We start from the raw sequence: 26,046 nt of genomic DNA, 5'->3' as shown, positions 1-26,046 counted from the left end.
CGAATTTACTATTTTTTATCGCTCATTGATTGGAACATACTTTTGCATGCCTGGTCCTACGTACTCTGCACGTGGGCGGATCAAGCGGTTGTTTTCGTATTGTTCTAGAATATGTGCAATCCATCCTGAAAAACGAGAAACTGCAAAAATAGGTGTGAAAATATCATGATCGATGTCTAATGAATGATATACCGAAGCGGAGTAGAAATCAACATTTGGAGGCAATTTCTTTTCTCCAGTGACAATTTCCTCGATTTTTTCGGACATATTGTACCACTTTTCTTCACCGCGAAGACTAGTCAATCGTTTAGACATTTCACGTAAGTGCTTCGCACGTGGATCACCTTGACGGTATACACGGTGTCCGAAGCCCATGATTTTTTCTTTGTTTGCTAGTTTTTCACGAATATATGGCTCGACTTTATCTTCATCGCCGATTTCCATTAGCATATTCATAACTGCTTCGTTTGCACCGCCGTGTAATGGGCCTTTAAGAGCGCCGATTGCCGCAGTGACACCAGAATACATATCAGATAGAGTAGCGACACATACGCGTGCTGTGAACGTAGATGCGTTCAATTCATGGTCTGCATGTAGTACAAGTGCTTTATTGAATGCTTCTTCAGCGATATCAGCAGGCTCTTCCCCAGAAAGCATGTAAAGGAAGTTTGCCGCATAGCTTAAACCTTTTTTAGGTGCTACTGGCTCTTGTCCTTTTCTGATACGTGCGAATGCAGTAACTACAGTTGCAACTTTAGCTTGAAGCTTAACTGCTTTATTGTAGTTTTCTTCTGGTGACATATCTTCCGCTTTTTCATCGTATAATCCTAGAAGCGAGATTGCTGTACGAAGTGCTGACATTGGATGCACTTTGTCGATTGGGTACGTTTTGAAGTGATCAAGAACCCCTTGTGGAATTTCTGCGTTATCTTCTAACTGCTGTTTCAATTCAGCTAGTTCCACTTCGTTTGGCAAACGTTTGTGCCAAAGTAGATAAACTACTTCTTCGAAACTAGCATTTTCTGCTAAATCATCGATGCTGTACCCTACATATGTAAGAGTGTCATCGATAATGGAACTGATTTGAGTTTGTGCTGCCACGATACCTTCCAAACCTTTTGTTGCTGTCATGATATTCGCTCCTTCTTCCCAGTTTAGTCATCTCCCTGAAGCGGAGTGCAGAACGATGACCATCTGCTAATTATATTTTTATCTAAAACGCTTACAATGTCCATTATAAGCAACTTAAACGGTTTTGTGAATGGTAAAGATGTTTTTTATCTATTATTACCCGAAAGGAATGGATAAATCCGCATGATATCCATCGAATCCAAGCGCTTCCAAACCTATGTCCGTCAATGGTTACCGGCTATACTAATCGTGATTTTCCTCATCGTGATCCCACCTATAGGATTTGCGATAGTTTTCGCTTTCTTCACTGCTCCGCTCATGAATTCTGTAATTGCACTTACAAAACTGCCGGCTTTTTTAGCTGCTTTGCTCATAATGGGGGTGCTTGCCTCTTTAGTATACACCTTCCTATTCCTATCAATCAATGGATTGATTTCTGTCATTTGGACTATGGAAGATCAATTAGGGGTAATTATCGAAATGATGGATAGCAGAGGATGGAATTTACATGCTGCAGCCGAACAGTTTATACAAATGAGTCATGAGGCAATGGAAGGAATTATCAGTTTACTGCAAAAGACTTTCCAACAGATTTTTAGTACATTTTTATTTATTATCGCTTATTTTTTCGCTTTACGAGAAAGTGCTGCCAATCGATTTTGGTTTTTAGTTTACTTCCCTAAAAACTTTAGACATATAGCAGGCAGGATTTTTGATAGGTCAAGCCGTTTGATGGGACATTTCTTTTCTGTTCAGATCCGACTATTTTTCATGACGTTTATTCTAATGGCTGCCGGTTTTTGGTTGCTTGATTTTGAGTCTTTCTTAACCAAAGCATTTTTGATTTCATTAGTCGATAGTATTCCATTCCTAGGAATTGGTCTGGCATTTTTGCCGATGATTGCCTTTTCATTCTATATTGACGACATGCAATCGGCTATCGGCTTATTAGTTCTATACATTATTTTACTAGTGTGCAGACAGATAATTGAATCACTTTTATGGGCACATGCTTTTAAATTGCGGACCGTACACTCATTTATCATTACCGCTTGCGCTGTGTATTTATTCGGATTATACGGCATCATGTTTTTACCGTTCTTCTTATTTATTGCGTTGAAAGTAAAGGAGCATCCTACGTTTACATAACTCGGATTTGCCCATTGCGTATTTTATTGTAAATCCACTTGACGATAAATGGATATAAAATTTTACGCGGACCGCTAAACAACAATAATAATCCTATACTATCTGTAATAAAACCAGGCATGAGTAATAATAAACCACCTAGTAAAATGCACACGCTATCAACTAACGCTTTACCGGGGGTTTCTCTATTGGCCATACGGAACTGTAAGTCACGCCATGCCCGAAGCCCTTGTTTCTTCGCAAGATAAGCGCCACCTATTCCTGTTGCAATAATAATCAATATCGTAGGCATAATACCGAGTGTTTTGCCTGAAACCATTAATAAAGCCAGTTCAGCTGTCGGTACAATGATGAATAATGCCGCTAACCATTTCATATAGTAACCTCCAAAAAAGACCGCTATCTCTAAATGAGAAGCGGTCTATATATTTTTACAATACTTTTGCGTGACCGTTATAGATTACGCCACTTGCTGCATCCATTGTAATGTCACTGCCGTTTTTAATAACGGATGTGATGTTTTCAGCACCAACTATTACAGGTACACCTAGACTCAATCCAACCACTGCTGCGTGGCTAGTCAATCCACCTATTTCGGTAATGATACCTGCACACCGCTCAAGCGCTGCAAACATATCACGGTCTGTAGAATGCGTCACAATAATGTCGCCTTCTTTGACTTGTGTCAATGCTTCCTGTGAGTTCTTGATGATCTTTGCTTTACCAAAGGCAACGTTTTTGCCGATGCCTTGGCCGCGACCGATCAAATCGCCGATCACATGTAATTTCATCAAGTTCGTTGTACCTGCTTGACCAACCGGTACACCCGCCGTAATGATCACTACATCGCCATGCGTTACATATTGATTTTTGACACTTTCTTCGACAGACTCTTGAAGAATGCCATCAATATCCAACGCTTTCTTTCCGATGATTGGATAAACGCCCCAAACAAGCGTTAGCTTATTAGAGATGACTTCCGAACGTGTAACCGCAATAATCGGAACACCAGGACGATACTTGGCGATCATGGTAGCTGTATGACCGCTTTCAGTGGGTGCTAAAATTGCCTTCACATTCAAGTTTAGCGCTGTGTAAGCCGCTGCTTGTCCAATCGCTTCTGTAAGATTCCCTTCTTTTTCTCTCGTTCTTGTGGAAACAACAGAATGAAAGTCCATGGACTCTTCAGTAGATAAAGCAATTTTACACATCACTTTTACGGATTCGACTGGATATAATCCAGCAGCCGTTTCACCTGAAAGCATGACAGCATCTGAACCGTCCAAAATTGCATTGGCCACATCACTTGCCTCTGCACGTGTGGGACGTGGGTTTCTCTGCATAGAATCCAACATTTGAGTTGCAGTGATAACCGGCTTACCATATTGGTTACATTTATGAATCATCATTTTTTGTACCAGAGGAACTTCTTCAGCCGGAATTTCTACTCCTAGATCTCCACGAGCAACCATAAGACCGTCAGATAATTGAAGGATTTCATCAAGATTGTCTACACCTTCCTGATTTTCAATCTTCGGTACGATATGGATACGTCCACCATTATTATTTTCAAGGAGTTCACGTATTTGAATGACGTCAGATGCACGACGCACAAAAGAAGCTGCAATAAAATCGACGCCCTGTTCAATACCGAACAAGATATCTTCTTTGTCTTTATCCGTAATTCCTGGCAATTGAACAGAAACATTCGGAACGTTGACCCCTTTATTATCTTTTAAAGGACCTGCATTGATCACTTTTGTGTGGATTAAACCTTTATCCGTATCTTTACCTGTTACTTCAAGTTCGATCAGTCCGTCATCTAAAAGGACAAACGAACCGCGGTCGACATCATGAATTAACTTCTCGTACGTAACAGAAAACAGTTCAGCAGTACCGAGCACTTCTTGCATCGAGATATCTACTGCTTGTCCTCGTACTAATTCGATTTGACCATCTTTCATTTTATGAGTCCGAATTTCAGGACCTTTTGTGTCGAGTAAGATTCCTACCACTTTTCCTTTTTCAGCTGCAGCTTTACGGATTCTTTCGATACGTACTTTATGCTCTTCTTGAGTGCCGTGGGAGAAGTTTAGACGTGCTACGTTCATCCCTGCGTCAATCAGCTTTAAAAGTCCATCATATGACTCACTTGCCGGGCCGATTGTACAAACAATTTTTGTCTTTCTCACTACTTATCGCTCCTCTGCATCATGTCGACTCTGACTAATTAGATAGATAATGTTTCTGCCAAATCTACTAATGACAAGTCCAACTTTTCTCGTTTTGTAAAGACTTCTTCTAAATTATAGTCTACCACTTTATGATTTCTCATACCAACAGCAGAACTTTTCTTTCCTGACAATAGTGTTTCAACAGCTCTTGCACCGTATTGACTGGCAATTACCCGGTCACGTGCAGATGGCGAGCCACCTCGTTGCATATGCCCTAAAATGGATACACGAGTTTCGATACCCGCTTCTTTTTTCAATATTTCTGCCAGTTGCGTAGCAGACATCATACCTTCAGCCAGTACGATAATACTGTGTTTTTTACCACGACTCGTACTGCTCTTGAGGCGATCCACAATAGCGTTTACGTTAAATGGCTTCTCGGGCAGTATAATCGATTCAGCACCGCCACCAAGACCTGCCCAAAGCGCTAGATCACCTGCGTCACGCCCCATTACTTCAACAATAAAAGAACGTTCATGTGATGTTGCGGTATCTCGTATCTTATCGATTACATCGACGACAGTATTCAATGCGGTATCAAAGCCAATCGTAAATTCCGTTCCAGTAATATCGTTATCAATTGTAGCTGGTACACAAGCGCAAGGAACGCCTAATTTAACTAGTTCATTAGCTCCCTTAAATGACCCATCTCCACCAATGATGACTAATCCTTCAATAGCATGAAGCTTGATTTGCTCCATCGCTTTGGCGCGACCTTCTTCTGTCATGAATTCCGGACATCTCGCAGATCGTAATATCGTTCCGCCACGTTGAATGATATCCCCAACAGAACCAAGCTGGAATTGTTCAATTTTACCCTCAATCAACCCTTGATAACCATTGAACACACCCGAAACTTCCAACCCTTCAAATAGCGCTTTTCTGACTACAGAACGAATGGCTGCATTCATTCCCGGCGCGTCACCACCACTTGTTAAGACCGCAATTTTTTTCATGTCGATCCCACCCTTTACTCATTACTTGTATGTACGAGCAAAAGACGCGGTTGCCCGCATCTTTTATTCCGAAAAGACACCAATACTTCGGAATTTAGTATATCGATTATCAATTAATTCATCTGATGTCAATTCGCATAATGTTCTTAATGATCTTCGTAAAGTATTACGCATCTCTAAAGATTGTTTGTTTGCATCGCGATGTGCTCCGCCAAGTACTTCGGGAATGATTTCATCAATAATATTCATTTCTTTCAAATCGGGCGCAGTAATTTTCATCGCTTCCGCCGCTTGTTTAGCAAGGGATGGATCCTTCCACAAAATAGACGCTGCACCTTCAGGAGATATAACAGAGTATGTGGAGTTTTCGAGCATGTGGATATGGTTTGCTACACCTAGAGCCAAAGCACCTCCACTACCTCCTTCTCCAATCACGATAGAGATGACAGGAACTTTCAAACCAGCCATTTCCACTAAGTTACGAGCAATTGCCTCGCTCTGTCCACGTTGCTCTGCCGCTTTACCAGGATACGCACCTTTTGTATCAATGAAACAAATAATAGGGCGATTGAATTTTTCTGCTTGCTTCATTAGACGAAGCGCTTTGCGGTATCCTTCAGGATGTGGCATACCAAAGTTTCTTTTGACATTTTCTTTGGTGTCTTTTCCACGCTGATGTCCAATGATTGTAATGGGCGTTTCTTCAAATGAAGCGATTCCACCGATTATGGCTTCATCGTCTCCAAAGTTGCGATCTCCATGAAATTCGATAAAGTCCTCAAACAATTGAGTAATATAATCCATTGTCGTCGGTCTTTCAGGATGTCGTGCAACTTGAACACGATCCCAAGGCTCCATACTCTCATAGATTTCCGTTTCCAATTTAGCTAAGCGATTTTTCAAATTGACAATTTCGGATGAAAGATCTACGTCATTGACTGCCGTATATTCTTCGAGTTCATTAATTTTTTCACGCAATTTTACGATAGGTTCTTCAAATGCTAATGTTTTACTCATACAAGTACGGCCCCCTTTCGTGCGTGAAGCTTCAAGATTTTATTCATCACTTCTGGCATATCATTGCGATGAACTACCGCGTCTAATTGCCCATGATTTAATAAGAACTCCGCCGTTTGGAAATCTTCAGGAAGTTTTTCACGTACTGTTTGTTCGATTACACGACGCCCAGCAAACCCGATCAGAGCTTTTGGTTCTGCTAGGTTAATATCCCCAACTGAGGCGAAACTAGCAGATACACCACCTGTTGTTGGGTAGGTCATGATGGAGATATACAATAAGCCTTTGTTCGCGTGTCTTTCAAGAGCTACACTTACTTTAGCCATCTGCATCAAACTAATAACACCTTCTTGCATACGGGCACCACCACTTGCAGAGAAGATCATTACAGGAATACCTAATTCAGTAGCTTTTTCTACAGCTCTCGTGATTTTTTCGCCAACAACCGAACCCATTGATCCCATACGGAAATGCGCATCCATGACCGCAACAGCTACTTCTGTACCTTGAATCTTACCGACACCGGTCAGAACCGCTTCATTCAAGCCGGTTGCTTTTGCATCCGCTTCTACTTTTTCTGTATAAGAAGGGAAATTAAGCGGGTTCTCTGTTTTCAAATGGTCATCCATTGATTTAAAGCTATTGTCGTCAAATAGGTGATCAATTCGTTCTTGTGCCGTCATTTTATAGTGATGCTGACAAGATGGACAAACTTTACCATTCTTTAATAAGTCCTTCGTCAAAACCACGTGCTTACACTCTGGACATTTCGTCATAATTCCTTCAGGCACATCTGCTTTACTCTTGGCAGAAGGCATTGTATGTTGGTCAACTTTTGGTTTCTTTTTAAATAATTCTTTGATACTCATTCCGTTTCCCTTCTTTCTCCCTCAACTTGATTCATCCATTTTTCATAACAAATTAAGGCTTTTTCCGTATTACCTGCCATCATTTCATCCAGTAGTTCATACACTATAGCTATTTCCTCATCAGCCTCAATAGGTACATCAAAAGAAACACCGCTATACTGTTTCAGTAAAAACCAAATTTTTAAGGAGAGTCGATTTTCAGTAGCGACAATGGTTTCACGCACCATATCTACACGCCAAAACATTGACTCTCTTTCTCTCAATTTACTTTGCATGCCTATCCAAACAGGTAGCATGCGCAGTTCTTCATTTTCTGTGATCGTTGTAATAGCCGCTCGCTCATGGATCATCCTTGTTTCAACTACATCTTGGATGGACCGTGCTTGCTGCATAATAAACGTCGAGAGAACTTCCACTAACTGATGTTTTTTGAAATCGGATAGGAACGTTCCTTCGCCTCGCCTCGTTTCAATGAGACCTAGCAATTCCATACTTCGCAACGCCTCGCGTACTGCTGTTCTACTTACTTGTAGCTTTTCCGCCAGGTGACGTTCAGATGGTAACCTATCGCCATATTCGATTTTTTGTTCGCTAATCAGTGATTGTAGTTCTCCGATAATATCCAAAAAACGCTTGGATGATGATTGTGAATTTTGCATGAGGAGAACTCCTTTTTCATACCTTCAACAGAGTGGTCTGACCACCCTGCATACAAGCATACAAAAAAGTCGGCACTACGTAAAGTAATATCGTGAAATTACAAGTGTTTTTATTTCGTCATTTTTCTCACCGACTGAACGCTCGCTTGCTGAAAAGTCGAAGTATGGTCCATCATGACGTAGATTGCGTCATGATGGACCATAGAAGACCGCACTAGTAATTTCTAGACCATTTTTTATTCTCCTGAGAGTCTAAGCGGCAATAACTGGTCTACTATGAGTTGAACGGATTGATTTCGGAAATCAATGCTTCCTGAAATTTGAACAAATGCTTGCTCTTTTAATTGGACGCTGATCTGTGCATATTGTTTCGGAAATACGGTACAGGATATTTCTTCAGTCTCATCTTGTAACGTAAGAAATGCCATGGCTTCACCTTTTTTTGTACGAATCCGTCTGATCGAGAGGATGATTCCCATACAGTGTACTTTGGTGCCTTGACGTAAAGAAAATAGAGATGAAATAGAAGGTATTTGATTGGATGCATTTCGCTTTAATTGTTCTACAGGATGCTCCGACAAATAAAAGCCTAATGTTTCATGTTCAAAACCAAGCATAGTCATCTGATCCATTGTGCCACCTGGTGTATATTTAGGTTGCGAATTAAATAGAAACTGCTCACTTAATGCATCATCCCCTATGAAAAGCGCATGGGAATGAGCGGCATCTATCGAAGCGAGGAGCACTGAACGCCTTTGATTAAAATCGTCAAGCGCGCCTGCTTTAATTAACGGAATGATCGCTTTTTCAGTGAAATGATCAGCTCCAAGCGAGAGGGCCATGTCAAACATGGAAGACCAACTTCCCTTTTCACGTGCGGCAGCCAATTGCTGATAGAAGGCGAAAGTAACTCCTTTTATAGCGCCTAGGCCAAGACGAACCGCATTCCCTTCCACTGTATGTGAATAACGGCTTTTTGCGACAGATGGAGGCAGTATCGGAATACCTTTTGCCTTCATTTCACGGATTACTTCCGTCATCTTATCTTTACTTCCTGTTAAAGAAGATAAAAATGCTGCGTAAAAATATGTCGGTTCATTCGCTTTAAAAAATGCCAGTCGATAGGAAATCAGTGAATAGGCCACAGCATGACTTTTCGGAAATCCGTAATCCGCAAATTTAACAATCAGATTATAGACGTTATTTGCCTTCTCCTGATCAAATCCTTTTTTACGTGCTCCGGCAATAAAATGCTGTCTTTCTTCTTCCAGCACTTGCTGATTCTTCTTACTAATGGCTCGTCTTAGAAGATCCGCTTCCGCCATGGTGAAGCCTGCAATATTCACCGCGATTTTCATAATCTGTTCTTGATAGATAATGATGCCATATGTTTCAGCTAGGATAGGTTCGAGCTCCGGTATGTCATAAACAGTCGGCTCTTGTCCGTTTTTTCGACGACTGTAAAGTGGGATAAATTCCATTGGGCCCGGACGATACAAGGCGTTGACTGAGTAAATATCTTTAAAATTATCTGGCTGTATTGTTCTAAGAGCGCGACGCATGCCCGGTGATTCGAACTGGAAGATCCCCGTTGTATCTCCTGCTTTAAATATTTTATATGTTTCTTGATCATTGAGCGGTATCTGTTGGAAGTCAATGACTTGCGTTTTATTGTATTGAATCATGGCACGTATTCTATCGAGCAGTGTTAAGTTTCGCAACCCAAGGAAGTCCATTTTCAGTAAACCGACTTCTTCTACATCCTTCATCGCCCACTGAGTCAGGAATACATCATCCGATCCAATTTGCAATGGGACATAATGAACAAGTGGTTTTGCAGAAAGCACAACACCCGCAGCATGGGTGGATGCATTCCTCGGCAAATCTTCTAAACGTGCAGCCGCTTGTTGCCACGCCTCTCTTCGCGGCTCCACTTGAATCCAGTCACGCAATTTCTTGGACTGCCTGACGGTTTCCTTAAACGACTGTCCACTATTCAATTCATTGGACATAAAACGAACTTCTTCAGGTGTGAAATCCAACACTCTAGCCACATTTCGAGCAACCGCTTTCGTTGAAAGTGTACCGAATGTGATGATTTGTGCGACATATTGTTTACCGTATGTATTTGCCACATAATTTACAACTTCCGTTCTGCGATGATCTGCGAAATCGATATCGATATCCGGCATGGTCACTCGTTCTGGATTCAAGAAACGCTCAAATAACAATCCGTATTTAATCGGATCTACTTCTGTGATGCCAAGTGCAAACGCGACTAAAGAGCCTGCTGAAGACCCCCGCCCTGGACCAACTAGAATTCCTTCCGTTTTTGCGTAACATACATAATCCTCGACTATTAAGAAATAATCTGTGAATCCCATTTGTTTAATAATCGATAATTCATAGAGCAATCGTTGTTCATATTCTGAAGATACTATCTGAAAACGTTGTTGCAATCCTGTTCGGCAATTTTCCTCCAGCAAATCAATAGGCATTTTGCCGTCCTCTACAGGAAACTGTGGAAGTAAGAAATCTTCTTTCTGGATAGCTACGTCACAGGAATTCATCATGTTTTCCGTTGTCTGTAACCATTCAGGGTAATCATTAAACCAATTTGCAAACTCTTCTCGTTCCGGCAAATACGCTTGTCGATACCGATTAGGCGGTTTTTTTGAATCATTCAGTTTATAGCCTTTACGAATGGCTGTTGCGACTTCATAGGCTTGGAAATCTTCCTTATGGAGAAAACGTGTTTCCTGACAAGCCGCTATTAGCAATTGACATTCTTCACTCAACTGAATGATCGCTTCTTCGTCAGGATGTGCTCCCCCGCCTGGACGGCTAATTCCAATAAATATAGAAGCGCTAGACACTTTCTCTGTCAGTAACTGCAGTACATGTATATTACGCGCGTTCGCCCATGAAGAATCCGTCATTGCACATATGATGAGGCACCCTTCTTGATAGGCTTGAAGCCAGTTGAGCGGTAATTTTTCTTCTTCACGTGTCGAAATGGCACTGCTCATTTTCATTAAATTAGAGAAGCCTATTTCGTCTTGTGCATATATGTATAGAAGCACTTCGTGATCTTCGACTTCTACTATAACGGACAAACCAATTACGGGCCGAATGCCGTATTTAACTAACATTTTACTGAATGACCGAACTCCATATAACTTACTATTGACGATAGCAGCAGAAGAAGCCCCTCTTTTTTGTAAAAGAGGAGCCAATTCGTCTAACTTTACGATTCCACGCAATAAGTCTGCGCCCGTTACGATTTGCGGATACATCAGGTTCATTTCAATCCCTCAGCTCTGCTTAATAGTTTCTGCAAAGTTCTTGCAGTTTGACGATGATTTCATCTACTTCTGTCCATGAATATGCGGAAGCGCCTGAGGCTAATGGATGACCGCCACCATTGTGCTGCATCGCTAATGTGTTGATAACAGGACCTTTCGAACGTAGGCGTACACGGATTTGATTATTCTCTTCAATAAAGATAATCCACGCACAAATTCCTTTAACATCTCCAAGTGACCCGACTAGTTGAGATGTCTCGGATACTGAGACATCGAATTGCTCCAAAATTTCTTGAGTTAATTTAATATACGCCGCACCATTTTCATCGATCGTAAAGTTTTGATAGATATATCCTTGCAAATGCAAGATTTTACGATCCATTTCATACATTCCCGCGAATAATTTCGTACGATCAAAAGGTTGCTTGATTAATGAGCTGGCTGCTTCAAATGTCTTTTCAGTTGTACTTGGAAACATAAAGCGACCTGTATCTCCAACAATTCCTGCGAATAAAAAACGTGCAGCTTCCGGAGTCATTTCCCAACCGTATGACGCTTGACCTTCTTCATATACCGTATAGATCATTTCGGAGCAAGAACTTGCGTCCGTATTCACCCACCGCTCATCGCCATATGGATCTTCGTTGGGGTGATGATCAATTTTCAATAAAAATGCCCCTTTGTCGTAAAACGATCCATCGATACGATCCGTATTTGCTGTATCAGTAACGATGACAAGGGCACCTTCGTAATCTGATTCAGTCACTATATTCGGTTCCCCTAAATAACTTAGCAGTTCATCATGCATTCCGGCTGCAAGCACCTGCTTTTGTGGATAGTTCTTTTCAATAAGTGCTTTCAACCCCATTTGTGATCCATATGCATCTGGATCGGGTCGGACGTGACGATGGATGATGATTTTATCGTATTTTTCAATTGTGTCAATGATTTGTCGTTTCATGTATATTCCCCCAGGTTTCTGTACAAGTATTCGCATTCCTCATTAAAAGCCGCTACAATATATAATGAACCTCATCACATAGTAGGTTATTTTGTATATAATGGAGGCTTTTTTATGGAAATGGTTAATTTTCTTTTTGTTTTTGGTATCGTCGCTTCCGGCGTATTTTATTTTGTTTTCAAAACACGACAATTCCGTACGAGTCATATGTTTCCCATTCGTAAAAAAATGTATGCCTGCTTGGCCGGCACAGCACTTGGTGCTCTATTGATTTTCTTTGGAATCAATCAATTGCTCATTTTTGATGGCACGCTAACATATATCGTGTCAGCTATATTCATTTTATTCGGTGGATATGTTGCTATATTTAACTTTAACGCTCAGAAACATTATAAGCAGTTTGTAACTGAGGAACGTGAACTAAACAAAGCTGATGTCAATTGACGTCAGTTTTTTTATTTCTCAAAAAGTTGGAATGTTCCCATGGCTTTCGCTACAATCCCGTCGTTTGACGTTAATTCAACTTCTAGTTTGATGGATCGACGACTCATGTGAATGATCTTCGTTTCCACCGTTACCGACGCGCCAAGCTGCACTTGTTTGATGAAGTAGATCGTCACGTTCTCAGGCATACTTTCGCCCCGTTTTTGAAGCTTGATCGTACGACTGCCTGCTTCTGTCAGAATCGTCAGCATCGCACCGTAAGACAATGAACCAAAATGATTGGTCATCTGCGGGACAACGGCGAACTCGATTTTTTCAGGTGAATTAGCAATGGCTTTCATTTGATTCTTCACGATGTCATCAATGGTTTCTCCTTGTTGCGGTTGACGTTGTGTCATTTGCAGCGCTTTTAGGACATCTTGACGACTGATGATTCCCTCTAGAACCCCAGCATCATTAACGACAGGCATTAAATCAATACCTTCCCAAATCATACTGTGCCCTGCTGATGCCACACTCATTTTCCCATTTACAGTGATCGGACCAGGCGTCATGACTTTCCCAACGGTGTTCACGTCTGGATTGCTGACGACATCGCGGGACGTAATAATCCCTACTAACGTACCGTCAGATTTCACCACAGGGTAGGCTGAGTGAGATGTTTGGTGATTCACTTCGTAAAATTGATCGACTGAGTCCTCAGGAGATAATGTCACTGTTCTCGCTAACGGTGTCAAAATATCTTCCACTAATAAAATCTCTTTTTCAATTAACTGATCATAAATTGCTCGGTTCAGCATGGTCGCTACTGTGAAAGTATCGTAACTCGTTGAAATAACAGGCAAATTCATTTCGTCTGCCAGCTGCTTCACTTCATCGGTCGCATCGAAGCCACCGGTCACGAGGACAGCTGCCCCCGCTTTAATCGCAATTTCATGTGCTTTCAAACGGTTTCCTACAATTAACAGACTGCCGGCATCGATATACCGGATCATATCATCAAGTTGCATGGCCCCTATAACAAATTTTGTTAATGTTTTATGTAATCCATCACGTCCGCCAAGCACGACGCCGTCTACAATGTTGATGACTTCCGCGAATGTCAAACGCTCAATATTTTCTTTTTTCTTTTTCTCAATTCGGATGGTACCTACACGTTCAATCGTATTCACCAGTTTTTGATTTTCCGCTTCTTTTATCGCTCGGTAAGCGGTTCCATCACTGACTTCCAATACTTTTGCAACTTGGCGGACAGAGATCTTTTCTCCCACGGCCAAGCTTTCGATATAACGCAAAATCTGCTCGTGTTTAGTTGACATGATTTCACCTTTTTCTTCGACCTGGTTTAAGGTTTCGGCTTTTTGATAATCATACCATAAATCCGACAAAAAAACGGTCTAAGACACTAACTATGCGCCATAGACCGTAATTATTTATTTTATATTTTACAGTTCAATCGATTCCCCTGGTTCCATTATTTTCACTTCATGATTTGTTACGAGTGACTTGAAGTCTTCAGGATCCAATTCGATCGGCGGGAATGTATTGTAGTGGACAGGAACAGTTAGCTTCGGTTGCAATAATTCGACTGCTTTTGCGGCATCTCTAGGACCCATTGTGAAATTATCGCCAATCGGCAAGAACGCTACATCAATTCCCTCTTCCCCATACAGTTTCATATCACTAAATAGTGAAGTATCTCCTGCGTGATAGATCACTTTATCTTCGATCGTCAATAGTAAACCAGCGGGCATACCTGTGTAAATAATTTCATTATCTTCCGTTGTATAAGAAGAACTATGGAATGCCTGTGTATATTTCACTGTACCAAAATCAAACTCTTTTGCTCCACCAATGTTCATTCCATGCGTATTCAAGCCTTGGAATCCAAGGTATACGGCCAATTCATTAGGGGCTACAACTAGAATATCTTCTCTTTTGGCAATATCCATCGTATCGCCTACATGGTCATTATGTCCGTGTGTCAGTAATATCACGTCCGGTTTTTCATCTTCCGCTTTTAGATCTGTTAGTTGATTACCTGTAATGAAAGGATCAATTAAAATCGTCTTTCCTTTCGTCTCAATTTTCACGATCGAATGACCATGGTATGAGATTTTCACAACGATCACACTCCTCTTTTTAATTCCTTACTCTGTTATACCTTCTACATAAAAGCTTAAAACCCTCTTTTTTGTTATACTAACCAAAACAGAGGAGGTAATATTTTGACGAACATTCAAAAAGTACAAGATTTCTTAGAGAAACATGATGTAGATGCTGCACTCATAACGAATCCGGATAATATATTTTATCTGACTAATTTCCGTAGTGATCCCCATGAACGATTACTAGGTGTAGTTATTTTCAAAGAAGCGGATCCATTTGTTATTTGTCCTGCTATGGAAGTTCCGGATGTCAAAGCAATCGGTTGGAAGTATGAGGCTATCGGATATAAAGATACAGATAATGCGTTCGAATTTTTAGATCATGCCATCACGGAACGAATCCCTACATTTTCATTACTCGCAATCGAAAAAGAACATGTAACTGTTGATCGATACGAAATTCTACAAGAGCGTTTCCCAGCCCTACAATTTGCTAAGTTGGATGATGAACTTGCCAACAGTCGCCTAATCAAAAATGATGTGGAACTTACCTACTTACGTAAAGCAGCTGAATTAGCAGATTATGCGATTGAAGTAGGTTGTAATGAAATCGCGGAAGGTAAAACAGAGTTGGAAATAGTCCAAGCTGTAGAACAAGCCGTGAAACAAAAAGGCGCGGAGAAGATGTCATTCGATACCATTATTGTTTCAGGTACAAAAACCGCTTCACCTCATGGTATTCCAGGAGAGAAAAGAATCGAAAAAGGTGATTTCATCTTATTTGATCTTGGAGTTGTCTATAAAGGATACTGCTCCGACATAACCCGTACAATTGCGTTTGGCGAGCCTACAGAAGAAAAGCGGAAGATTTATGAGACAGTCAAGAAAGCGCAGCAAGCAGCGATTGACGTGGTGCGTCCTGGTACATTAGCTCAGGAAGTTGATCTGGCGGCACGATCCATTATTGAAGAAGCCGGATATGGTGAGTTGTTCCCGCATCGTATTGGGCATGGTCTTGGTATTTCTGTTCATGAGTTCCCTTCTTTAACAGGAACGAATAATATGCCGCTTCAAGAAGGCATGGTATTCACGATTGAGCCAGGCATTTATGATCCGACTGTAACAGGTGTGCGGATTGAAGATGATTTGTATGTGACGAAGGATGGCGTCGAGGTATTGACAAAGTTCCCTAAGGATTTGAAGGTTATTGGAGAATAAAAATGACAAAGAAAAACTGAAGACAGACTCCATCTCAGGGGTTTGTCTTCAGTCTAAGGCCGCTAGTTTATGTAGTGGTCTTTTTGTGTGTAGATTAAATAGTTTCTAGTACATCTTCAACGTTCACGTGAGTCAGTTGTTGTGCTTCTGCGACTGCTTTGTATGTTATTTTTCCAGCTAGTGTGTTAATTCCTTTACGTAGCGCTTCGTTGTCTATGCATGCTTTTTTAACGCCCTTGTTAGCGATTTGAAGAGCATAAGGAATCGTCACGTTTGTCAGTGCCATGGTAGACGTTTGTGGTACTGCACCCGGCATGTTCGCTACTGCGTAGTGAATGACACCATGTTTTGTATATGTCGGATCATCGTGTGTTGTGACACGGTCAGATGTTTCAAAAATTCCGCCTTGGTCAATCGCGATATCGATTACTACAGAGCCTGGGCTCATAGACTTCACCATTTCTTCTGTTACGAGAGTTGGCGCTTTTGCACCTGGTATTAGAACACAACCGATTACCAAGTCTGCATCTTTTACTGCTTTAGCGATGTTATATGGATTGGATACCAATGTTTGAATATGCTCTCCGAAGATCTCGTCAAGCTGACGTACACGCTCTACTGATAGATCCAAAATAGTCACGTGTGCACCGATTCCGATTGCCACACGCGCAGCATTTGTACCTGCTTGTCCGCCACCAATGATTGTAATCTTCCCACGTGATACACCTGGTACTCCAGCAAGCAAAATGCCTTTGCCGCCTTTCGTCTTTTCCAAGTACTGTGCACCGATTTGCGTTGCCATACGGCCCGCCACTTCACTCATTGGTGCTAGCAGAGGCAATCCGCCACTCGGTAATTGAACCGTTTCGTAAGCAATGGCTGTTACTTTTTTGTCGAGTAATGCTTGTGTTAATTTTAACTCTGGTGCTAAATGCAGGTATGTAAATAGAATTAATCCTTCACGGAAATACTGAAACTCTGATTCTGTAGGTTCTTTCACTTTCAGTACCATGTCCGCTTCCCATACTTCAGCGGCCGAGTCTACGATGATCGCACCTGCTTCTTTATACTCTTCATCCTGAAAACTCGAACCAATTCCAGCACCTTTTTCAATTACTACTTCATGACCAGCTGTTAGTAGAGTTAAAACACTTGCAGGGGCTATTGCCACTCGGTTTTCATTATTTTTAATCTCTTTTGGAACACCTATACGCATGCAAAATCCTCCTAGAATTGTAAATTCTTTTTTCCTTATCTCACTGTCGATTAATAACAATTTAATCTTATCAGAAAATAGATAGCTTTACCTCATTTTTTCAACGTTTCCCCATACAATCCTCATTTTCTAATTTTTTAATAAGATTTTTCGACAAAAAAGAAGGACTCTCATAAACTATCCAGAATAAGAATAGTGTAGAGAGCATTTAATTTTAAGGATGGAGTGATAATATGGCACTTACTTACAAGGACATTATCGTAGCCGTAGATGGTTCAGATGAGGCGAAATGGGCATTTAAAAAAGCAATCGCAATTGCAGATCGGAACGATGCTACTCTTCACTTGATCAATATTATTGATACGCGTTCTTACGCAGCAGTCGAAGCTTACGATCGTTCAATTGCAGAGCGTGCACAGAAATACGCTGAAGAATTATTAAATGATTATCGCAACGAAGCTGTTAAAGCAGGCGTTGCAAATGTTGAGATTCACGTAGAATATGGTTCCCCTAAGACGTTGATTCCACGCGATATTGCAAAGAAACTTCAAGCAGATTTAATTATTTGTGGTGCTACAGGTCTAAACCGTGTGGAACGTTTCTTAATCGGAAGTGTTTCCGAGAATATCGTTCGTTCTGCGAAGTGTGATGTACTTGTTGTACGTACACCCGAACATCTACAAGGCTAACACGTAACTAAAAACTGCCCAAGAAGTCGTTCGTTTGATTTCTTGTGGCAGTTTTTTGCTTTTATGTATATAGCTAGAGATACAAACGATCAACTAGTTTACGTCTCATAAAAAAGTAATGTGTAAAGATTCCCTCTCCAACTAAACGGAGCAACTAGTGGTAGCTTAGCATGGAGACATCCTCAAGTGCGGTAGTGATTATAGTGAACGAATGCTTTGACGATCTCGTGAAAAGTCCCGACTGTCAGGGTTTTGACGGTCGGGACTTTGTTTCATTTATTCAACTGCTACTTTTTCTGCTTCTTGTGGTACTGGAATTCCAGCGATACGCACGGTGTCACGGGCTAACATGATTTCTTCGTTTGTTGGGATAATCAGTACTTTGACTGGTGAGTGTGGAAAGCTGATGTATGCTTCTTCGCCGCGAATGTTGTTTAGGCTTGGGTCGAAGTAGACACCCATGAATTCCAAACCGTTCATTACTTTTTGGCGAACGATTGCACTGTTCTCGCCAATTCCTGCTGTGAAGATGATGGCGTCCACTCCGCCCATCCCTGCTGCGTATTGCCCGATGTGCTGGTGAATACGATCTGTGAAGACATCCAGAGCCAATTGCGCACGGTGGTTGCCTTGTTCTGCAGCTTCCGTAATATCGCGCAAGTCACTCGAAAATCCACTAATTCCAAGTAGTCCTGATTTTTTATTCAACACGTTGACTACTTCTTCAGCTGACTCATTCGTACGCTCCATCATATACGGAATGAGAGCCGGGTCAATATTACCTGAACGTGTGCCCATGATCACGCCTGCTAACGGAGTGAAGCCCATAGACGTGTCTACTGATTTACCGCCTTTAACAGCTGCGATACTCGCACCGTTACCTAAGTGGCAAGAGATTAGGCGTGTATCCTCAAGCGGTCTGTTCAAGATCTTTGCAGCGCGTTCAGTGACGTATTTATGGCTCGTCCCATGGAAACCGTATTTACGAATTCCATACTTTTCGTAGTACTCATATGGTAACGCATACAAAAATGCTTTTTCAGGCATTGTCTGATGGAATGCTGTATCAAATATTGCAACTGAAGGTGTATTTGGCAGTGCTTTCTCAAAAGCTTTAATTCCAACAATATTCGCTGGATTATGCAGTGGTGCGAAGCTTGAAATCTCTACTAGTTTTTCAATTACTTCATCCGTAATTAACACTGAGTCACTGTATAGCTCTCCCCCGTGAACTACGCGGTGACCGAGTCCATCAATCTCATCGTAAGACGAAACGACTCCTTCACTAAGTAAATGCTCCAACAGCATATCAACAGCCATTAAATGATCTGTTATATCTACTACTTTCTCGATTTTCTTCTCGGCAGTCGCCATAGTGAAAACGGAATTTTCTAAACCAATGCGTTCGAATAACCCCTTTGTAATTTCCTCTTCATTCGTCATTTCAATCAATTGGAACTTCAAAGAAGAACTTCCCGCATTTATCGACAAAATCTTCGGCAAAAAAAACCACCCCTTAAAATAATTACGTCGTAGAACGTTTGAATTTATTATAGTATCTAACTATTTTAAAAGCAATTGAATTCATGGGATCTGCGGTATCTTTCCACGAAAACCTTCATGAAATAAAAAAAGAAGAGAAGTGACTATTCGTCACTCCTCCCCTTCTTCCATCCACGTACTTAGTTTATCGAAAAACTTTTGCATAGCGGTGGCATTGCCAAGTTCAGGTATTTTCGCCAATAATACGTCTGGCAGGACAAATTTGTCGTTTGGTGGCTGTTGTAACAATAAAATACTTTTAGCAAAACGCTGATCCGCAAATAATGAAGAAGGCAATTCAAGCAAGCCTCTCAATAATTTATGTTCTTTAACAAAGTGTAAAATGGGCTCTGCCCCTTCAGCAGTTAACAGCCTGGAAGGTACGATGAATAATCCGTATCCACCCGGCTTTACATAGCGCATGGATTGCTCAATATATAAATAATGAGAGAAAGCATGGCCTTCAGGCGCCATAAGTTCATAATCCATAGCGACTTCATCGTCAGGATAATAGCCTACAGGTAAATCACTCACTACCGCATCGACTACATCAATAGGTAACGGCCGAAGCGCGTCTTGTAGATAAAATGATACCGGTAACTCCAATAAATTAGCTGTCGCAGCAGCGATTTGAATCAACACATCATCGATTTCAACTGCACTGGCAGAAGCGGAACCTTTATATTGATTCAATACTGTAAACAAAAGATTCCCCGTTCCTGCTGCCGGATCTAATAACGTTACAGGTTGTGTTGAATCCAATAATTTATTGACTAAATATCCTATCAAAAAGCCAATCGTGTCAGGAGTCATTTGGTGATGTGCTTGTGTGGACTGCTTTAATCCTTTTAATAAGGCTAGCTGAATACCTTTACGAATTTCTTCTTTATCAGGATCTTGTAAGTCTACTGCTGACGGTTGATCCAGCCACTTTTCACTAGCCTCCAACACCGCATCCAAATACAATCCTTCAGTAGCCGACGCATGATTGTCGTAATACGTAAAAACTTTCTCCATATTATTCATTTACATTCCTCCAAGAAGAAACCCACCTCTTGTGCAGGTGGGGTTTTTTTAATTAATTCAGTTCTTTCACTGCTTTGATTGCTGCATCATAGTCCGGGTGGTCAGTCGCTTCACTCACATACTCAACGTGTGTGACTTTACCATCACGATCGACAACAAAGATCGAACGAGTCAATAATCGTAATTCCTCAATCGCCGTACCGAACGCTTTACCAAATGAAAGATCACGATGATCGGAGTATAAGTGTAAGTTTTCCACATTCTCATTCTCTTTCCAACGTCCTTGTGCAAACGGAAGATCACAAGAAATCGTCATGACTTCCACATCCTCCCCAAGCGATGTTGCTTCTTCGTTGAAACGCTTAGTCTGAATGGAACATACACCTGTATCAACAGAAGGCACAACACTGATCAAACGCACTTTCCCTTTTGAATCATCAAGTGTAACAGGTTTCAAATCATTCGCAAGCACTGTGAAGCTTGGTGCCTGATCTCCAACTTTCACTTCTGAACCTAACAGATGAATCGGATTATCTTTGAATGTAACTTGTACCATACCTAACCACTCCTTTTAAACTAGTGTACTAAACCGTAGGGTCTTCATGCAACTGATGGTGTTCGGGATGAATAATTTTCTGTACTTCTTTTCTCTCAAATGTACGTTCATGCACCACAACCGTGTCAGCAAAGACATCATGAAGTGTTTTCTTCTGCGGTAAGAACAAGACCAGCAAATACGGAATCCATAGCATTTGTGAAATGAAACGACCGAATCCTTCTCTAAAAATAACTGAGCCCCAGCTTAATTTCTCGCCGTTTGATTTCAACACTCGAATTCCCATGATCATTTTTCCTACGGTCTGCCCCGCTATTTTTGTCATCAAAATAAAATACAGCAATAACAAAACAAGTGCCGTCACTTTATACGGACTGAATAAAAAGGCAGAGGGCTTGGTGATCGCTATATCGAGTACGCGGAACACCGGCTTGACAAAGATGCCGCTAATTGCCGAAAGAATCAGCATGTCGATTAAAAATGCCCATAGTCTGATCCAGAAGCCTGCATATTTTGGCACGAGCGCCTGTTCAAGTCGCACGGTTGGTTGCGTATCTAGCAGTTCATTCGTCATTATCGTTTCCCTCCTTGTTATTCACCGTATAAATACATCATGCGTGGTGCTGTATTTTCAGTCAGTAATTTTTTCATAATTTGTGATTCTACATCTCCATTGAATACATCATGCGCTTTCATGGACAGAATAGCTTTTAAATTAGTAGGCATTCCATATTCGAATACTTCTGCTTTCTCTAAATGATAATCTTCTTTCATGGCAGAAATAACCGCTGGTAACTTACCGTAATCATCCGCAAGTCCGGCTTCAATCGCTTGACGGCCATTCATGACACGTCCATCCGCTACTTTACGTACAGCAGCTTCTGACATACCGCGTCCATCTACAATAATATCAACGAAACGTTTATACGAATCATCAATCATTTCCTGTAGCATCTCACGTTCTTCAGGCTCCATATCTCGAGTCGGGCTCATCATATCTTTATAAGGACCTGACTTGATCGTCGGGAATTCCACACCGTATTTCTCAGCCAATTTTCCGTAGTTAACCGATTGCATGATGACACCAATCGAACCAGTCAATGTTTCTGGATGCACATAAATTTTATCTGCAGGAGCTGAAATATAATAGCCGCCTGAAGCCGCCATGCCGCCCATCGCAACGTAAACCGGAATTTCTTTCGATTCCTGAATTTCTGTAATCGCATCATAAATATCCGATGATTCCAATACACCGCCACCTGGTGAATTAACAGAAAGAACAATTCCCTTCACCGTGTCGTCATTCGACAATTCATTTAACTGCGTCAAAAATTGTTTGTGGTTGTATTCCGCACCACTAAAAATAGTAGCTTCACCAACATCTTGTATGACACCGTCTACTGTCAGTACCGCAATTCGCTCATTGACACTTCCATCTTCTACTACTGTTTCTTGCACTTCGGTCTCCATCAAATTGATTTCGTTGACGAAACTGTTCCAGTCTCTCGTGAACACCCACGACATCGCGTTAATACCAACCGACACAATTATCAATGTGGCAGTTACTGCTACAGCAATCCATCTTTTTGCATTCATAATTAAAATTCCTCCTTTGTCCACATATACCTATACGTTCCTAATCGTCCAAATGTTTCATTCATGCTACACTTATTCTATTAACTGAAAAAGGAGACGATTCAAATGACTTCTCTACATACTATTTTTCTTTTCAGCCGTTTAGACGAAGACACGGCCCACAAGAAACATTTTATTGCCCAACGTCTTAAAAAAGAAGGCTTCAAACTAACAGAAGATCATACCGAAGCCAATGTGGTCATCAGTATCGGCAGTGATGGGACATTCCTTCAAGCTGTTCGTAAAACTGATTTCCGTCAGGATGTTCTGTATCTCGGAGCATCTGTAAAAGGAGCACACGGTGTATATTGTGATTTCCAATACGATGATATCAGCTCCCTAACAGAAACATTACGGCAAACAACGATTGAAGAACGTCATTATCCCCTTCTCGAAGTGACGATCAATCAACAGAACCCGTTCTTCTGCTTAAATGAATTCAGCATACGTTCTACAATCATCCGCACATTTGTCATGGATATTTTCATCGATGATTTATTGTTCGAAACGTTTCTTGGCGACGGTATGATTATCTCCACGCCAACAGGTAGTACAGCGTATAATAAATCCGTTAAAGGCGCTGTAATCGATCCGCGGCTACCTTCTTTCCAAGTGACAGAGCTTGCCTCGGTTAATAATAATCGATTCCGTACACTCGGCACGTCGTTCATCCTAAGTAATGACCGAACGTTGACGCTCAATATCCAACAAGAAGGCAATGAATTTCCTTCCATTGCGGCAGATAATGAAGCACTCGGCATCAAACAAGTAGAAAAAGTAGAGGCGCGACTAAGCAATAAAATCATTCGTACCGCAAAACTTCCAGATAACTCATTCTTCGAAAAAGTTCAACGTACATTTTTCTGAATTAATACGAAAAGGACTATCAAATGTCGGTACAAAACGACTCTTGACAGTCCTTTTAATAGCCTTACCACAACGTCATTTTTGATTTTGTTCTTTTTTGCGCAATTCAACACGCATGATTTTGCCTGAAGATGTTTTAGGCAACTCTTCTAAAAACTCAATCTTACGGGGATATTTATAAGGCGCCGTCAATTCTTTGACATGATTTTGCAACTCTTTTACGAGTTTCTCAGTCGATTCCGTCGTTTCATTACGTAAAACGACAAATGCCTTTACAACATTTCCGCGTTCAGGATCAGGGCTTGCTACTACTGCGCACTCACGAACTGCCGGATGCTTAATCAATGCATCTTCCACTTCGAATGGTCCAATCGTATAACCCGAGCTCACAATAATATCATCACCTCGGCCTTCAAACCAGAAATACCCATCCTCATCTTTTTTAGCACGGTCACCAGTAATATAATAATCCCCTCTAAATTGCATCTTCGTGCGTTCAGGATCATTTAAATACTCATGGAATAGCGCTGGCGTTGATTTATGAACGGCAATATCGCCTACTACACCTACGCCTGCCGGTTTACCTTCATCATTAACGACTTCGACGATATTTCCTGGTGTAGGCTTACCCATTGAGCCAGGACGCGGCTCCATACCAATCATCGTACCGACAAGTAGCGTGTTCTCTGTTTGTCCATATCCATCACGAACAGAAAGCGAGAACCGTTTTTCGAAAATATCAATGATTCCACGATTTAATGGCTCTCCTGCTGAGACAGCACTTTTCAGGGAGGCTAATGAAAACTCATCTAAATCCTCAGCTTTTGCAATAAATCGGTATTCAGTCGGCGTACAACAAAGAACATTGACTTGGTATTCATCCAGAAACTGTAAGTATCTGTTCACGTCAAATTTACCGCCGTAGACAAAACCTACCGCACCGCTTCCTAGAACCGATAAGAACGGTGTCCAAATCCACTTCTGCCACCCTGGTGCCGCTGTAGCCCACACAATATCGTGTTCTTCAATACCTAACCAGTTTGGAGCGGTTGTCCGTAAATGTGCGTATCCCCAGCCATGTGTATGGACTACACCTTTAGGCTTGCCAGTCGTACCAGACGTATACGATAGAAACGCCATATCATCACTAGCCGTATCACAAGCGGTAAACTCTGAAGAAGCATTTTTTTCTTGCGCAGTCAGGGATATTTCCCCTTCTTTTGCTTCTCCGATAATATAAACTGTTACTTTATCCAGATTTTCTACATGTTCAAGTTGATCGGTGAAAGCATCAAATGCGATGATCGCTTTTGCGTTACTGTGTTCAATGCGATACTCAATTTCGGAGGAACGTAGCATTTCAGAACTAGGGATTACAACAAGTCCTGCCTTTAGTGCACCAATGTATGTCACATACGCTTCGATCATACGCGGCACCATCACAAGCACTACATCACCTTTTTTCAAGCCAGTCGACGTCAGAACGTTTGCTGTTCGGTTAGCTGCTTGGATAAGTTCGTCGTACGTTACTTGTTGTTCCTGATTTTGCGCATCTACATAAATTAATGCTTTTCTGCCATCACCCGTTGCATATTTTTCGAATTCCGAAACAATATTGTAGCGTGCTGGCGCAAGTAGTTCTTCTCGGTTCATTTCCATTCCCCCTTTTATGTAATACTACAAGTATACAAATAGAATGGTGAAACTTCAAAACTTTATATACTTTTTTCCATTATACTGTTCGGATATGTATAGTATGAGGTTTTTTAACATGGTGAAGGAATGAAAGATAAAGGATAGGCTGACCGGGGAACGTGAGGGGATTTATGCTTCGGAGGGGACGCTTTCCTGCGGGCATGGCTTGAGTCTCCTCGCTTCGCTGTGGGGTCTCAAGGCTCATGCTTTTCCCGCGGGAGTCGCCCCTCCTACGCACAAATCCCTGCAATGTTAGAAGGAAATACTGATCATCGCGCATCGAAGTTAGGATTGTGGTTACTTTAATTTCAACTTGTAATAAAAAGTTTAAAACATAACAACCGATCACATACTAACGCCAATAAGCGATCAATATCTAACCCCTCATACTCACTTTAAACGTACACAGTCTGATCCACTTTGAGCTTGAACTTAAACCAATTAAAAAAGATGCCCCAGAAGCATTGTGGCTTCTGAGGCATCCCGTGTCTTACGATTTACTTAGTATAACCGTTCATTTGTGACTGAGCCTGACGCACTAATCGCTTTGTAATTTCTCCGCCGACGGATCCGTTGGCACGCGATGAAGCATCTGGTCCAAGTTGTACTCCAAATTCAGAAGCAATTTCTTCCTTCATTTGGTTAAGAGCCTGTTGTACTCCGGGAACTAACAATTGGTTTGAGCTGTTGTTGTTTGGCATGTTGTTCACCTCCTTGTGACATTAGAATGGTCACTTTTCAAAATATCATGCAAGGAAGATAATAGGTA

24 protein-coding genes are annotated in these 26,046 nt (G+C 41.4%); 5 read left to right on the top strand and 19 right to left on the bottom strand.

All coding sequences use genetic code 11. The annotated features are described in order from the left end of the window. Nucleotides 1-15 precede the first annotated feature (15 nt). Entirely contained in the window at nt 16-1,131 is a 1,116-nt protein-coding gene (gene citZ / locus CSV74_RS03865; RefSeq protein ID WP_099690640.1) for a citrate synthase, read from the bottom strand. A 183-nt stretch (nt 1,132-1,314) separates the two neighbouring features. Here citZ and CSV74_RS03860 point away from each other — a divergent pair, with 183 nt between their 5' ends. After that, on the top strand, nt 1,315-2,280 hold the full coding sequence (locus CSV74_RS03860) for an AI-2E family transporter (RefSeq protein ID WP_099690639.1): 966 nt from the start codon (nt 1,315-1,317) through the stop codon (nt 2,278-2,280). On the opposite strand, the gene CSV74_RS03855 is transcribed toward CSV74_RS03860, so the two are convergent. From CSV74_RS03855 to CSV74_RS03820, 8 genes are all read right to left on the bottom strand, one after another. Next, nucleotides 2,273-2,656, bottom strand: coding sequence for an FxsA family protein (locus CSV74_RS03855; RefSeq protein ID WP_099669600.1), 384 nt, complete (start codon nt 2,654-2,656; stop codon nt 2,273-2,275). The genes CSV74_RS03860 and CSV74_RS03855 overlap by 8 nt on opposite strands. 55 nt (nt 2,657-2,711) lie before the next feature. Beyond that, nucleotides 2,712-4,472, bottom strand: coding sequence for a pyruvate kinase (gene pyk / locus CSV74_RS03850; RefSeq protein ID WP_099690638.1), 1,761 nt, complete (start codon nt 4,470-4,472; stop codon nt 2,712-2,714). A gap of 38 nt (nt 4,473-4,510) precedes the next feature. Beyond that, entirely contained in the window at nt 4,511-5,470 is a 960-nt protein-coding gene (gene pfkA / locus CSV74_RS03845) for a 6-phosphofructokinase (RefSeq protein ID WP_099690637.1), read from the bottom strand. A 63-nt stretch (nt 5,471-5,533) separates the two neighbouring features. Next, nucleotides 5,534-6,487: an acetyl-CoA carboxylase carboxyl transferase subunit alpha gene (accA, locus tag CSV74_RS03840; RefSeq protein WP_029052888.1), complete on the bottom strand. Its 954-nt coding sequence runs from the start codon at nt 6,485-6,487 to the stop codon at nt 5,534-5,536. Continuing rightward, entirely contained in the window at nt 6,484-7,356 is an 873-nt protein-coding gene (gene accD / locus CSV74_RS03835) for an acetyl-CoA carboxylase, carboxyltransferase subunit beta (RefSeq protein WP_099690636.1), read from the bottom strand. Before accD ends, accA begins: the two co-directional genes overlap by 4 nt. Then, nucleotides 7,353-8,015, bottom strand: coding sequence for a FadR/GntR family transcriptional regulator (locus CSV74_RS03830; RefSeq protein WP_099690635.1), 663 nt, complete (start codon nt 8,013-8,015; stop codon nt 7,353-7,355). Before CSV74_RS03830 ends, accD begins: the two co-directional genes overlap by 4 nt. A 236-nt stretch (nt 8,016-8,251) precedes the next feature. After that, complete coding sequence (locus CSV74_RS03825; protein ID WP_099690634.1) at nt 8,252-11,320, bottom strand: DNA polymerase III subunit alpha; 3,069 nt, start codon at nt 11,318-11,320, stop codon at nt 8,252-8,254. A 19-nt stretch (nt 11,321-11,339) separates the two neighbouring features. Next, nucleotides 11,340-12,281 (bottom strand): DHH family phosphoesterase, encoded by a 942-nt coding sequence (locus CSV74_RS03820; RefSeq protein WP_099690633.1) that lies wholly within the window; start codon nt 12,279-12,281, stop codon nt 11,340-11,342. A 114-nt stretch (nt 12,282-12,395) separates the two neighbouring features. Here CSV74_RS03820 and CSV74_RS03815 point away from each other — a divergent pair, with 114 nt between their 5' ends. Beyond that, nucleotides 12,396-12,725: a YtpI family protein gene (locus tag CSV74_RS03815; protein WP_099690632.1), complete on the top strand. Its 330-nt coding sequence runs from the start codon at nt 12,396-12,398 to the stop codon at nt 12,723-12,725. Nucleotides 12,726-12,736: 11 nt separating this feature from the next. Here the strand turns inward: CSV74_RS03815 and CSV74_RS03810 are convergent, their stop codons facing one another. Together CSV74_RS03810 and CSV74_RS03805 are read right to left on the bottom strand one after the other, a co-directional pair. After that, nucleotides 12,737-14,044, bottom strand: coding sequence for a DRTGG domain-containing protein (locus CSV74_RS03810; protein ID WP_099690631.1), 1,308 nt, complete (start codon nt 14,042-14,044; stop codon nt 12,737-12,739). A 126-nt stretch (nt 14,045-14,170) separates the two neighbouring features. After that, nucleotides 14,171-14,848, bottom strand: coding sequence for a metal-dependent hydrolase (locus CSV74_RS03805; RefSeq protein WP_099690630.1), 678 nt, complete (start codon nt 14,846-14,848; stop codon nt 14,171-14,173). A gap of 105 nt (nt 14,849-14,953) precedes the next feature. Between CSV74_RS03805 and CSV74_RS03800 the strand changes: the two genes are divergently transcribed. After that, the gene (locus CSV74_RS03800) at nt 14,954-16,051 is read left to right on the top strand and encodes a M24 family metallopeptidase (RefSeq protein ID WP_099690629.1); all 1,098 of its coding nucleotides are present in this window, start codon (nt 14,954-14,956) and stop codon (nt 16,049-16,051) included. Nucleotides 16,052-16,145: 94 nt separating this feature from the next. On the opposite strand, the gene ald is transcribed toward CSV74_RS03800, so the two are convergent. Next, nucleotides 16,146-17,267: an alanine dehydrogenase gene (gene ald / locus CSV74_RS03795; protein ID WP_099690628.1), complete on the bottom strand. Its 1,122-nt coding sequence runs from the start codon at nt 17,265-17,267 to the stop codon at nt 16,146-16,148. A gap of 233 nt (nt 17,268-17,500) precedes the next feature. Between ald and CSV74_RS03790 the strand changes: the two genes are divergently transcribed. Next, entirely contained in the window at nt 17,501-17,956 is a 456-nt protein-coding gene (locus tag CSV74_RS03790) for a universal stress protein (RefSeq protein ID WP_029052878.1), read from the top strand. A gap of 276 nt (nt 17,957-18,232) precedes the next feature. On the opposite strand, the gene CSV74_RS03785 is transcribed toward CSV74_RS03790, so the two are convergent. The 5 genes from CSV74_RS03785 to sppA form a co-directional block, all read right to left on the bottom strand. Next, complete coding sequence (locus CSV74_RS03785; RefSeq protein ID WP_099690627.1) at nt 18,233-19,459, bottom strand: acetate kinase; 1,227 nt, start codon at nt 19,457-19,459, stop codon at nt 18,233-18,235. A gap of 150 nt (nt 19,460-19,609) precedes the next feature. Continuing rightward, nucleotides 19,610-20,524: a class I SAM-dependent methyltransferase gene (locus CSV74_RS03780; RefSeq protein WP_099669613.1), complete on the bottom strand. Its 915-nt coding sequence runs from the start codon at nt 20,522-20,524 to the stop codon at nt 19,610-19,612. A 52-nt stretch (nt 20,525-20,576) separates the two neighbouring features. Continuing rightward, complete coding sequence (gene tpx, locus CSV74_RS03775) at nt 20,577-21,080, bottom strand: thiol peroxidase (protein WP_029052876.1); 504 nt, start codon at nt 21,078-21,080, stop codon at nt 20,577-20,579. Nucleotides 21,081-21,108: 28 nt separating this feature from the next. Beyond that, nucleotides 21,109-21,654: an RDD family protein gene (locus CSV74_RS03770; protein WP_233190765.1), complete on the bottom strand. Its 546-nt coding sequence runs from the start codon at nt 21,652-21,654 to the stop codon at nt 21,109-21,111. 17 nt (nt 21,655-21,671) lie between these two features. After that, nucleotides 21,672-22,676 carry a signal peptide peptidase SppA gene (sppA, locus tag CSV74_RS03765; RefSeq protein ID WP_099690625.1) on the bottom strand — a complete coding sequence of 335 codons (1,005 nt, stop codon included), beginning with the start codon at nt 22,674-22,676 and terminating at the stop codon, nt 21,672-21,674. Between the two features lie 105 nt (nt 22,677-22,781). On the opposite strand from sppA, the gene CSV74_RS03760 reads away from it, so the two are divergent. Next, nucleotides 22,782-23,582: an NAD kinase gene (locus tag CSV74_RS03760; RefSeq protein ID WP_099690624.1), complete on the top strand. Its 801-nt coding sequence runs from the start codon at nt 22,782-22,784 to the stop codon at nt 23,580-23,582. A gap of 75 nt (nt 23,583-23,657) precedes the next feature. Here CSV74_RS03760 and mbcS read toward each other — a convergent pair whose 3' ends face one another. Continuing rightward, nucleotides 23,658-25,235, bottom strand: a complete 1,578-nt coding sequence (gene mbcS, locus CSV74_RS03755; protein WP_099690623.1) for an acyl-CoA synthetase MbcS — start codon at nt 25,233-25,235, stop codon at nt 23,658-23,660. A 539-nt stretch (nt 25,236-25,774) separates the two neighbouring features. Then, nucleotides 25,775-25,978, bottom strand: coding sequence for an alpha/beta-type small acid-soluble spore protein (locus CSV74_RS03750; protein ID WP_029052872.1), 204 nt, complete (start codon nt 25,976-25,978; stop codon nt 25,775-25,777). Nucleotides 25,979-26,046 lie beyond the last annotated feature (68 nt).

It is taken from the genome of Sporosarcina sp. P19 (assembly GCF_002743165.1).
In the GTDB taxonomy this organism is placed as follows: domain Bacteria; phylum Bacillota; class Bacilli; order Bacillales_A; family Planococcaceae; genus Sporosarcina; species Sporosarcina ureae.
This window is presented reverse-complemented; position numbering and strand designations above follow the sequence as displayed.